General features: G+C 60.5%; 12 protein-coding genes and 1 pseudogene. 12 read left to right on the top strand and 1 reads right to left on the bottom strand.

What is annotated here, in order from left to right; translation table 11 throughout:
* Positions 1–2: 2 nt before the first annotated feature.
* A complete protein-coding gene (locus ETW23_RS11920; protein ID WP_134830109.1) occupies positions 3–884 on the bottom strand; it encodes a LysR family transcriptional regulator in 882 nt (293 codons plus the stop codon).
* A gap of 136 nt (positions 885–1,020) precedes the next feature.
* On the opposite strand from ETW23_RS11920, the gene ETW23_RS11925 reads away from it, so the two are divergent.
* The 12 genes and pseudogenes from ETW23_RS11925 (at position 1,021) to ETW23_RS11975 (ending at position 11,825) form a co-directional block, all read left to right on the top strand.
* Entirely contained in the window at positions 1,021–2,022 is a 1,002-nt protein-coding gene (locus ETW23_RS11925; RefSeq protein WP_134830110.1) for a sterol desaturase family protein, read from the top strand.
* A 179-nt stretch (positions 2,023–2,201) separates the two neighbouring features.
* Positions 2,202–2,339 (top strand): hypothetical protein, encoded by a 138-nt coding sequence (locus ETW23_RS25160; protein ID WP_167738114.1) that lies wholly within the window; start codon positions 2,202–2,204, stop codon positions 2,337–2,339.
* Positions 2,340–2,441: 102 nt separating this feature from the next.
* A complete protein-coding gene (locus tag ETW23_RS11930) occupies positions 2,442–2,675 on the top strand; it encodes a hypothetical protein (protein ID WP_134830111.1) in 234 nt (77 codons plus the stop codon).
* Positions 2,676–3,060: 385 nt separating this feature from the next.
* Positions 3,061–6,170 (top strand): annotated as a pseudogene (locus tag ETW23_RS11935) (valine--tRNA ligase).
* 184 nt (positions 6,171–6,354) lie between these two features.
* Positions 6,355–6,648: a DUF1330 domain-containing protein gene (locus ETW23_RS11940; RefSeq protein ID WP_134830112.1), complete on the top strand. Its 294-nt coding sequence runs from the start codon at positions 6,355–6,357 to the stop codon at positions 6,646–6,648.
* 41 nt (positions 6,649–6,689) lie between these two features.
* Positions 6,690–7,151: a TerB family tellurite resistance protein gene (locus ETW23_RS11945; RefSeq protein ID WP_134831307.1), complete on the top strand. Its 462-nt coding sequence runs from the start codon at positions 6,690–6,692 to the stop codon at positions 7,149–7,151.
* Positions 7,151–7,591 (top strand): TerB family tellurite resistance protein, encoded by a 441-nt coding sequence (locus ETW23_RS11950; protein WP_129371258.1) that lies wholly within the window; start codon positions 7,151–7,153, stop codon positions 7,589–7,591. The genes ETW23_RS11945 and ETW23_RS11950 overlap by 1 nt, the downstream gene beginning before the upstream one ends.
* Positions 7,588–8,352 (top strand): phosphate/phosphite/phosphonate ABC transporter substrate-binding protein, encoded by a 765-nt coding sequence (locus ETW23_RS11955; protein ID WP_134830113.1) that lies wholly within the window; start codon positions 7,588–7,590, stop codon positions 8,350–8,352. Before ETW23_RS11950 ends, ETW23_RS11955 begins: the two co-directional genes overlap by 4 nt.
* Positions 8,353–8,495: 143 nt before the next feature.
* The gene (locus tag ETW23_RS11960) at positions 8,496–9,275 is read left to right on the top strand and encodes an ABC transporter ATP-binding protein (RefSeq protein WP_129371260.1); all 780 of its coding nucleotides are present in this window, start codon (positions 8,496–8,498) and stop codon (positions 9,273–9,275) included.
* A 46-nt stretch (positions 9,276–9,321) separates the two neighbouring features.
* Positions 9,322–10,029, top strand: a complete 708-nt coding sequence (locus ETW23_RS11965; protein ID WP_129371261.1) for a transporter substrate-binding domain-containing protein — start codon at positions 9,322–9,324, stop codon at positions 10,027–10,029.
* A 108-nt stretch (positions 10,030–10,137) separates the two neighbouring features.
* Positions 10,138–11,022, top strand: coding sequence for an ABC transporter permease (locus ETW23_RS11970; RefSeq protein WP_129371262.1), 885 nt, complete (start codon positions 10,138–10,140; stop codon positions 11,020–11,022).
* Positions 11,019–11,825: an ABC transporter permease gene (locus ETW23_RS11975; protein WP_129371263.1), complete on the top strand. Its 807-nt coding sequence runs from the start codon at positions 11,019–11,021 to the stop codon at positions 11,823–11,825. Before ETW23_RS11970 ends, ETW23_RS11975 begins: the two co-directional genes overlap by 4 nt.
* Positions 11,826–11,873 lie beyond the last annotated feature (48 nt).

Here is an 11,873-nt window from a genome sequence, read left to right on the forward strand (position 1 = left end):
GGTCAGACGGTCCTCACATACTCCAGCAGCCAGTCCCGGAACAGCCGTGCTGCCGGGCGCAGGGCGCCGCGGTCGGGATAGATCAGGTGATAAGCCTCCTGCCCCGGCACCGCGACCTCCGGCAGGCAGCGCACCAGCCCGCTTGCGCTGACCGCCGCGTCCGACGCAGGTGCGCGCGCCAGCGCAATCCCCATACCCTGCGCTGACAGTTCTGCCGCCATCAGGGAGTTGTCGGCAAAGAAATAACGCGCCTGCCCGTGCGAGAGCCGCAAGGCCTCAAACAGCTGCACCCAGCTGGCCCGATGGGTCGAGACTTCAATCAGCGGAAAGCGGAACAGATCCTGCGGTGTCCGGACCTGAGCCGCAATCTCTGGCGGAGCCACCGGATACAGCACCTCCCGCAGCAGCTCGTCCCCTTCGGTGCCAAACAGTGACGGGTTGCCGAATACGATCTGCAAATCGGTGAACCGGTTGGCAAAATCCGCCGCCATATTGCCGGTGCTGAGCGCCAGGTTGATTTGGCTGTGCACCGCCTGGAACTGCGGCAGCCCCCGCGCCAGCACCCCATGGGCAAACAGCAGCACCGACTGCACAAACAGCCGCTGCTCGCGGCTTTCGCCGAACAAGCCGGTCGTGGCTGTTTCCAGCATCAGCAGCGATTGCTGCACGGAGGGCAGATAGGCCCGCCCGGCCTCGGTCAATGTCACCGCCTGGGCGTGGCGGTGAAACAGCGGTGTGCCCAGCTGCGCCTCCAGTGCTTTCACCTGCTGGCTGACTGCAGCCGCCGACATGTTCAGCTGGGCTGCCGCACGGGCAAAGCTTTCGGTGCGCGCTGCCGCTTCAAACACGCGCAGCCAGTTGAGTGAGGGTATCCGGGTCGTCATGCACACAGGCTAAGCAGAACTTAGCCTGACCGGCAAGACATACCGTGCTGGGATTGCCTCGGCCCGGACTAGGGTTTTCAGCAGCGAACAGCCGCGGCTACGGCCGCTCCTCCAAAAACCACATGAGAGACGAGACATGACACGTCCCGCCAGCACACCGCGTCCCAAACGCAATATATGGAATTTCACCCCCCAGCTGCCGATCCAGACCTCCCCCTATTGGGATTGGCCACTACGGCCGCTGGCCTCGATCAGATATCTGCTGCAAAGCTGGAACCCGCTGGCGCTGCGGGCATTTCTTCTTGTCCTTGCCATTGTCACCTGGAATTTCTTCACCCCGTCACTGGACCGGATTGCCACGCTCAGCTGGGACTGGGTGTTTGAAATCTGGCTGCGCAACTTCTGCATTCTGATGGTTGTGGCCGGCGGGCTGCACTTGGCGTTGTGGAGGTTCCGCACGCAAAACGACGTCTACCGCTATGACATGCGCCCGATGATGAAAGGCGCCAAGGTGTTCACCTTCAAGAACCAGGTCTGGGACAACATGTTCTGGACCCTTGGCCCGGCGCTTGCCTTCTGGACCTTCTGGGAGAGCTTCATCCTTTATGCCTATGCAAACGGCTGGATCACGATGATCACTCTGGAAAGCAACCCCGTCACCATGATCCTGATGACCATCTTCATCCCGGTCTGGGCAGGCTTCCACTTTTACTGGCTGCACCGGCTGCTGCACGTGGGCGTGCTTTATACCAAGGTGCACGCATGGCATCACCGAAACATCAATACCGGCCCGTGGTCCGGCCTGGCAATGCACCCGGTGGAAAGCTTCTTTCTGATGTTCGATACCATGATTTTCTTCCTGCTGCCCTCGCACCCGGTTCTGGCGGTCTTCCTGCTGTTCCACCACGGCATCGGCGCCCCGGCCTCACACGCCGGGTTTGAGCATGTGAAATTCGGCAACAAGGCCAAGTTCCTGGTTGGCGATTTCTTCCACCAGCTGCACCACCGGTTCTTCGACTGCAACTACGGCACCTGGGAGACGCCCTGGGACGAGTGGTTCAACACTTTCCACGATGGCACCGATGAAGGCAACGAAATGGTCAAGGAACGCCGCCGCAAGATCTGGGCGTCAGAGTAACCAGCGTACCACAGCACGCACCGCCGGGCACCCGGAATTCAAAACGGGCGGCCCGGCTTCCCTATTTGAAGACCGGGAAAAACGAGGAAGGGTATCTACACCTTCGGCCGCCACCCGGCGCACCGCAATGACATCGTCAAGGGTCTGATCGGCCTGAAAAAACCGGTGTAGGTTTGATCATGTGCAACCCGGCCAACGAGACCGGAAACCAGGCCTGCGTTAATGCGCGCATCGCTCTCCAGACTCTGTGGGACGTGCATCCGGATATGGCGCGCGCAACCGCACCGGGCCGCTTTGCCGGCACCGCGATGAATTAGAGGCAATTCATCACCAAGAATAAGATTATGCGCCACGCCATCACTTGCATGGAAATCGGCTCCGGCATGTATTTCACCAACCGCTCATAGGGCGTAGTCGAAATGGTCGCCAAGAGAGGCATCCCGGTGCAGGTGCATATGGGTCTGATGCCGTCGCTCAGCCATTGGTGCGGCAGCCTGGGCCGGCCGCATAAGCAGATGTACCGGGAGTGGGTAGAAGCGTTGCAGGAATTCCAATCGGAAGTCCGCGCCAGGAAGTTCCCTTATAAGGCGCAGGCGATCTTCATGCACGAAGGCGAGCTGGAGAAACTGCTCGAAGCACTGGACAAGCTGTAAATTGGATAAGCTGAAACCGGAGCAAAGCTGAGCGCGCCCAAGGCGCGCGTGTTGGCTTTAGCGCCTCCGGCGCGGAATTTGGGTATTTGAGACCAGAAAGAAGCAGCAAGCGAAGCGCCCTTGCCCGCTGGCCGTCCGTCCGCCAAGGGATAATCCTGCCAAGAGCGAGGGCAGCTTCTTCCTGGTGCGGTCATCGGCTCCCCAGCCTGTACCGCATAAGAAGAGTGCCGTGATTCCAGTTAACGAAATCTTACCGCTTCTTTCTGGTCTTAAATACCCAATTGCTCTCTGCCAGCCGCAGACGGGACACTTGCGGCAAAATCCGCCTTCCCCTTCCTGCCTCCATTGGGTAATTGATCGGCCACTTGCATGAGGGATCACAGCGATGGCGATGGAAAAGACGTTCAACGCGGCGGAAGCCGAAAGCCGCCTTTACAAGGCCTGGGAAGAAGCGGGCTGTTTCAAGGCCGGCGCCAATGCCAAGCCGGAGGCCTCCGCCTATTGCATCATGATCCCGCCGCCGAATGTGACCGGTGTTTTGCACATGGGCCATGCCTTCAACAACACGCTTCAGGATATCCTGATCCGCTGGAAGCGTATGCAGGGGTTCGACACCCTTTGGCAGCCCGGCACCGACCATGCGGGTATCGCTACCCAAATGGTTGTTGAGCGGGAACTGGCCAAGACCCAGCAGCCCTCCCGCCGCGAGCTGGGCCGTGAGAAATTCCTGGAGAAAGTCTGGGAGTGGAAAGAGAAATCCGGCGGCACCATTGTTGAGCAGCTGAAACGCCTCGGCGCGTCCTGCGATTTCTCCCGCACCGCCTTTACCATGGCGGGGGCGCATGGCGACACCCGCACCGGCCACGAGAACTCCCCCAACTTCCACGACGCCGTGATCAAGGTCTTTGTGGAGATGTACAACAAGGGGCTGATCTACCGCGGCAAGCGGCTGGTCAACTGGGACCCGCATTTCGAGACTGCGATCTCTGACCTTGAAGTCGAGAACCTGGAAGTCGCGGGCCATATGTGGCACTTCAAGTACCTGCTCGCAAATGGAGCGACATATGAGTATTTGGAGAAAGATGAAGAAGGCAATGTGACCTTCCGCGAGGAACGCAATTACATCTCCATCGCCACCACCCGGCCCGAGACCATGCTGGGCGACGGCGCGGTGGCCGTGCATCCCTCAGACGAACGTTACGCGCCAATCGTTGGCATGCTGTGTGAAATCCCGGTCGGCCCCAAGGGACAGCGCCGCCTGATCCCGATCATTACGGACGAATACCCGGACAAGGACTTTGGCTCGGGTGCGGTGAAGATCACCGGCGCGCATGACTTTAACGACTATCAGGTTGCCAAGCGCGCACGGATTCCGATGTACCGGCTGATGGACATGCGCGGCCAGATGCGGGCTGACGGCGAAAGCTATGACGCGGCTGCCACAATTGCCATGGCTGTGGCCAAGGGTGAGAAGGCACTGTCTGAAAACGAAGCCGACGCCATCAATCTGGTGCCGGACGACCTGCGCGGTCTGGACCGGTTCGAAGCCCGCAAACTAGTGGTGGAGCAGATCACCAGCGAAGGCCTCGCAGTGATGCAGACCGTCACCAAGACCGATCCCGAGACCGGTGAAGACGTTGAAATGCAAGAGCCTTACGTCGAGAACAAGCCGATCATGCAGCCCTTTGGCGACCGCTCCAAGGTTGTGATCGAACCGATGCTGACCGACCAGTGGTTTGTGGACGCGGAAAAGGTTGTCGGCCCGGCGCTGGATGCGGTGCGCAATGGCGATGTGAAGATCCTGCCGGAGTCGGGCGAGAAGACCTATTACCACTGGCTGGAAAACATTGAGCCCTGGTGCATTTCGCGCCAGCTGTGGTGGGGTCATCAGATCCCGGTCTGGTACGGGCCGAAGCTTGACGAAAGCGGCAATCTGATCGGCGGAGAAGTTGAAGCTTTCTGTGCAAGCAACATCGAAGACGCCCGAGAACAGGCGCAGGCACACTATGCGCAAAAGTTTGTGGGCTACACAGTTGCCGAATTTGACGCCGATAACGACCAGTTTCTGGATGATGAGACTAGACGTGCTCTGCTAGAGGATCTCGGTGAGTCCTACGTTGAAAACCTGACGCCTGGACGGTTCTGGGGCGTAAACTACGACGCTAAGATTCTGAAAATCGGCCGCGACCCCGACGTCCTCGACACTTGGTTCTCCTCCGGCCTCTGGCCGATTGGCACGCTGGGCTGGCCGGAAGACACGGTGGAGATGCAGAAATACTTCCCGACCTCGACCCTGGTCACCGGTCAGGACATTCTGTTCTTCTGGGTTGCCCGGATGATGATGATGCAGCTGGCTGTGGTCGATCAGATCCCGTTCGACACTGTCTACCTGCATGGCCTGGTGCGCGACGCCAAGGGCAAGAAGATGTCGAAGTCCACCGGCAACGTGGTGGATCCGCTGGAGATCATCGACGAATTCGGCGCCGACGCGCTGCGTTTCTCCTCCGCTGCGATGGCCGCGCTTGGCGGCGTGCTGAAACTGGATATGGAACGCCTTAAGGGCTACCGGAACTTTGGCACCAAGCTGTGGAATGCGGTGAACTTTGCCCATTTCAACAACGTCTATGATGAAAACACCCCGGCCTATGCCTGCCCGGATGCGCAGGCCGCGGTGAACCAGTGGATCATCGGCGAGACCGCCAAGGTTCGGGTCGAAGTGGACGCAGCACTGGACGCCTACCGTTTCAACGACGCCGCTAATGCGCTTTATGCCTTTACCTGGGGCAAGGTCTGCGACTGGTATATCGAGCTGTCTAAACCGCTGTTCACCTCCGAGGATGAGGCGGTGATCACTGAGACCCGTCAGACGCTGGGCTGGGTGCTGGATCAGTGCATGATCCTGCTGCACCCGATCATGCCCTTCATCACCGAGGAACTGTGGGGCAACACCGCCAAGCGCGAAAACATGCTGGTGCATGAAGACTGGCCCGCATATGGCACAGAGCTGGTCAATGCCGATGCCGACGCCGAGATGAACTGGGTGATCACCGCGATTGAGAATATCCGCTCCACCCGCGCGCAGATGCATGTGCCGGCGGGCGCCAAGATCCCGATGGTGGTGACCGAATTCTCCGATCAGGCGCGTTCCGCCTGGGAGAAGAATGAGGCGATGATCCAGAAACTGGCCCGCATCACTTCGTTGGAGCAGGTGGAGAGCTTCCCCAAGGGCTGCGCGTCTGTTGCTGCCCCCGGCGCCGCCTTTGGCCTGCCGCTGGCGGATGTGATCGACGTCGATGCCGAAAAGGCGCGGCTGGAGAAAACCCTGGGCAAACTGGCCAAGGAACTGGGGGGCTGCGCGGGCGGCTGAACAACCCGAAATTCGCGGCCTCGGCCCCGGAGGATGTGGTTGCCGAAGCCCGCGAGAACCTCCGCCTGCGCGAGGAAGAGGAAGCCAAGATCAAAGAAGCCCTGGCGCGCCTGGCTGAGATCGGCTGAACCGGCTGTTAAGCATGTTTCAAACGCCCGCCCTCCCCGGCGGGCGTTTTGCCTTCCGCGGCAAGCCCTTGAACCAGGTGCACTTTCGGCGGAACGGGGAAATTCTTAACAACCGCCCCATTGTCATTGCCGCGCTTTTGTATCAGCCTGCACTCAACCATAAAAAGAAGGGAGGCTGCAGCCCATGCCCAAAGGATACTGGGTGGCCCATGTGGATGTGCAGGACATGGAGCGCTATGAGGACTACAAGACTGCAGCCAGGCCGGTGCTGACTGAGTTCGGTGCAAAGTTCCTGATACGCGGCGGCGAGCGCGAGGTGCGCGAAGGAGCGTTCCGCTCGCGCACTGTTGTCCTTGAATTCAAGGATTTCGAAACTGCAAAAGCCTGCTATGATTCCATGGCTTATCAGGACGCCAAGGCCTTTCGCGATCTGGTCTCGTCGGGTGATATGCAAATCATAGAAGGGTACGGCGATTAACCCGCCCGCCCAGCCGCTTTGACCGAGGTCTGCTGATGCCCCTGCTTAAGAAATTCTTCCAAGCGTTCCGCCCGACTGAGCGCCCGGGATTGCCGGACCCGGATGCCGAATTGGCACTGGGTGCCCTGCTGGTGCGGGTGGCGCAGTCCGACCGCGATTATCAGCTGGAGGAAATCAGCCTGATCGACCGGATCCTTGCCCGGCTCTACCAGCACAACGCAATCGAGGCCGCCAAGGTGCGCGCCACCTGCGAAAAGCTGCATGCCGCGGCGCCGGAAACCGACACCTTCGGGCGGCTGATCCGCGAGACCACCGGGCTGGAGGAACGGCTCGCCGCGATGGACGCGCTGTGGGAAGTGGTGCTGGCCGACGGCAACGAGCACGCGGGCGAAGTCACCATCGTCGAAGAGGCCCGCAAAGCGATGGGGCTGTCTTATGCCGACAGCCAGAAAGCCCGCGCCCGCGCGGTTGGGAAATTCAGCGGCACAGCGGAGGAAACCTGATGTTCAAGGAACTCCTGCAGCGATTGCTGGACCCTGCGCCCGCGCCGCTGGATGATGAGGGCGCGCGGCTTGCCCTGACCGCCTTGCTGGTGCGGATTGCCCGCTCGGACCACAATTATTCCGAGGTGGAAAAGGACCGGATCGACCGGATCCTGTGCACCCGCTACCGCCTGGACACCGGCGGGGCCCTGATACTGCGCGAACAGGCTGAAGCGATGGAGGCCGAGGCGCCTGACACTGTGCGCTTCACCCGCGCGATCAAGGACGCCGTGGCTTATGAGGACCGCACGGGTGTGATTGAAGCGCTGTGGCAGGTGGCCCTGGCCGATGGCCACCGCGATGCAAATGAAGATGCTCTGCTGCGGCTGTCCGCCAGTCTGCTGGGAGTTTCGGATGTGGACAGCGCAATGGCGCGCAAACGGGCAGAGGCTGGTTTATGATTGCTCATCTTGGAATGTACGACCGTCCGGAAACGGCTGCGGCCAACGACCGGTTCTGGGCATTGATCCGCGCGCAACTGGGCCACGGGCCGGAACAGCTGACCCGTGGCGCCGATTTCTGGGAGGTCTGGAAATCGCCGGAGCTGCTGCTGTCACAGACCTGCGGCTGCCCGTACCGCACCCGGCTATATGGCGAGGTGGAGCTGGCGGGCACCCCGGACTACGGCCTGCCGGGCTGCCCGCCAGGCTATTACAATAGCGTCTTTATTGCCCGCAGCGCGGACGCGGGCCGGCCGCTGTCTGCCTTTTCCGGGCGCCGCTTTGCTTATAATGAAGGGCTGTCGCAATCCGGCTGGGCCGCACCGATGGTTCATCTGCACGACCGCAGCATCCTGCCAGGTGCGCTGCTGGAGACCGGCGGCCACAGCCTGTCGGCGCAAGCCGTTGCCGAGGGCCGGGCCGATTTTGCGGCCCTGGACGCGCTGACCTGGGAATTGGTCAAGACGCACGACGTGTTCGCCGAAGGGCTGACCGAAATTGAACGCACAGAGCCAACCCCGACCCTGCCCTACATCACCGCCCTGAACCAGGACCCGCAGGCGCTGTTTACTGCCATCGAAGCTGCAATCCGCGCGCTGGACGAAGACACCAAGACACTGTTGCATCTGAAAGGGCTGGTGCAGTTTGCCCCCAGCGACTACCTGGCGGTGCCGACACCGCCCGGCCCGGTGCTGACCGAACAGCGCATCCGTGCTGCGTAACTGACGCAGCGCCCGCTTCCGAAATGGCGGCTCATCCGGTCATTTCGGCGCCTGCGGCGCCGGCTTGTGCGGTTTGAACGTTGCATTCGGTCTTTTTTTCGGTCCAATAAGAACGAATTTCCACTTACAGGGACAAAGACACCTTGACCGATACTTCGCCCGTTCTGCAAATCCGCGGCCTGCATAAATCCTATGGCGAGCTGGAAGTGATCAAAGGCGTTGATATCACCGCCCACAAGGGCGACGTGGTCTCGCTGATCGGGTCTTCGGGATCAGGCAAGTCTACCCTGCTGCGCTGCTGCAACCTGCTGGAAGACAGCCAGCAAGGCGAAATCCGGTTCAAGGATGAGCCGATTACCTGGTCCGGCCAGGGATTGAACCGCCGCCCGGCGGACGCCAAACAGGTTCTGCGCATCCGAACCAATCTGTCGATGGTGTTCCAGCAATTCAACCTGTGGGCCCATATGACCATCCTGCAGAATGTGATGGAGGCACCGGTCACAGTGCTGGGCCGCGACCGTTCTGAGGTCGAAGAAAAAGCCCGCCACTATCTGGCCAAGGTCGGCATCGGCGACAAATGCGATGTCTACCCGGCGCAGCTGTCGGGCGGCCAGCAGCAGCGCGCTGCCATCGCCCGGGGCCTGTGCATGGAACCCGAAGCACTGCTGTTCGACGAGCCCACCTCTGCGCTCGATCCCGAGCTGGAGCAGGAAGTCGTCAAGGTGATCAAGGACCTCGCCGCCGAGGGCCGCACCATGCTGATCGTGACCCATGACATGAACATGGCGGCGGATGTTTCCAGCCACATCGTGTTCCTGCACCAGGGGCTGATCGAAGAAGAAGGTTCGCCGGACGAATTGTTCGGCAACACCCGCTCACCGCGGCTGAGGGCGTTCCTGTCCTCGACCCGGCACGGCCAATAAGCAATAACAAACAGACCCAAAAACCAAACAGAACGGGAGTAAATACATGAAATCATTGATCCTTGGCACCGCCGCCCTGGCGCTGACCGCAGGCATGGGCCTGGCGGACACCGTGCGCCTGGGCACCGAGGGTGCCTATGCACCGTGGAACTTCGTCAATGACGCGGGCGAGATCGACGGCTTTGAGCGCGAGCTGGGCGATGAGCTGTGCAAGCGTGCCGAACTGACCTGCGAATGGGTCAAAAACGACTGGGATTCGATCATTCCGAACCTGGTTTCCGGCAACTACGACACCATCATCGCCGGTATGTCGATCACCGACGAGCGCGACGAAGTCATTGATTTCACCCAGCCCTACACGCCGCCGGATCCGTCCGCTTATGTGGCCCAGTCGGCAGACGTTGACCTGACAAGCGGCGTGATTGCGGCCCAGGCGACCACCATTCAGGCCGCCTTTGTTGCCGAGCAGGGCTGGACCCTGGTCGAGTTCGCCACCCCGGAAGAAACTGTCGCAGCCGTGCGCAACGGTGAAGCTGACGCGGTTCTGGCTGACAAAAGCTTCCTCGACACGGTTGTGGGCGACGATCTGGTGATGCTGGAGAAATCCGAAGCACTGGGCGGCGGCGTTGGCATGGGCTTCCGTGAATCCGACGCCGAGCTGCGCGGCACCTTCGACGCGGCGATCCAGACCATGAAAGACGACGGCACGCTGAACGAACTGATCGCCAAATGGGAAGTTTCCTCCCAGTGGTAATCTGATCCTGTTACAGGATCTGCAGGCCCGCCGCCGCGGCGCGCGGGCCTCATTCATTCTCATCCGGTGCCGCGCGCCGGGCGTGAACAGAGAAAGACAGGCCCACTTATGTTTTCCTATTGCACGGACCCATCGACGCTTGAGGGGCTGAGCTGGCTCAGCTGCTACCTGACCACCGGCAAGCATTTGAACCTTTATATCTCGGTCTTTGTGGTCCTGACACTGCTGGCCATTACAGCTCCGGTTGCGCTGATGTTCGGATTTGGCGCTGCCAGTGCCGCCCGTTCCAAATTCCTGCCGCTGCGCTGGTTTGGCATGGGCTATACCAGCATTGTACGCGGCGTGCCTGATATTGCCTTCTTCCTGTTCTTCGTTATCGCGCTGGATCAGGCGTTCGAGTGGATGCGTCACAAGGTGAAATGCCCGGAGTGGGACGAACCGGTCCGGCAGGGTATCGACTTTGTGGTCTGCGACGCGGCGAAACTGCCGCTGTCCACCGCGCCGCAATGGGTGCATGAAACCTACGGCTTCTTTCTGGCGGTTCTGACCTTCTCGATCGTGTTTGGCGCCTTTGCTGCCAACGTCCTGTTTGGCGCCATGCGCGCCGTGCCGCGGGCGCAGATCGAAACCGCCGAGGCCTATGGGATGACCAGCCGCCAGGCTTTCTGGCGCATTCTGGTGCCGCAGATGTGGGTCTATGCGCTGCCGGGCCTGTCGAACCTGTGGATGGTGCTGATCAAGGCCACGCCGCTTTTGTTCCTGCTGGGGGTCGAGGACATCGTTTATTGGGCACGGGAGCTGGGCGGCACCAAGACCGCCAGGTTCACCGACTACCCGCATCCGAACTGGCATGTCTGGTATTTTGCTGCGCTGCTGGTGTTCTACCTGTGTTTTACCAAACTGTCCGAGGTGGCCCTGGACCGGATCATGAAGCGTCTGACCAAGGGCCAGGCAACCGCAGCAGGCGAAGCACAAAGAAAGGCCGCGGCATGAGTTGCGTTGAAACCATCCAGGCCTATGCCTTCCGTTCCCTGGGCTTTGGCGAACGGCTGCTGCCCAAGGGCGAATACACCCTGTGCGAGCACTTCACCCTGATCGGCTCCGGCATGATCTGGAATATCTATTTCGGCATCATTGCCCTGATGACCGGCTTTTTCCTGGCGGTGGCCCTGGCAGTTGGAAAATCCAGCCCCAACCCGCTGTTCCGCAAGCCGGCCGAGTGGTTCATCTTCGTGTTCCGCGGCAGCCCGCTGTTCATCCAGTTCTTCTTTGCCTACGCCTGCTTTCTCAGCCTTAAAAGCGTTTCCAGCTTCTTTGATCCGTTCACCTCGGCCTGGCTGGGCGCGCTGGTTGTGCTGTTCTTCAACACCGCGGCTTATTCGGGCGAGATCTTCTATGGCGCGCTTTTGTCGATCCCCAAGGGCGATATCGAGGCTGCAGACGCCTATGGCATGACCGGCTGGACCCGGTTCCGCCGCATCACCTTCCCGACCATGATGCGGCTGGCCTGGCCTGCCTACACCAACGAGGCGATCTTCCTGTTCCACGCCACCACGCTGGTGTTCTTTTCGGGCTTTCCGGCCTGGCAGCAAAAGGGCGATGCGTTGTACTACGCCAGCTATTTCGCGGACAAGACCTTTAACCCCTTTGTCCCCTACCCGATCCTGGCCTTCTACTTCATTCTGCTGACACTGGTTGTTATCTCGGTGTTCGGTTTTGTGAACAAACAGCTGAACCGGCATCTGCCGCAAGAGCGGCGCAGCCGCACCAGGCTGAAGATCAACCTGATCCGCTGATTGCAGAATGGCTCCTTCGGGAGCCATTTTTTTGGGGGAACGCTGGAT

Origin of the sequence: Leisingera sp. NJS201 (assembly GCF_004535885.1) — a bacterium.
Lineage (GTDB): Bacteria > Pseudomonadota > Alphaproteobacteria > Rhodobacterales > Rhodobacteraceae > Leisingera.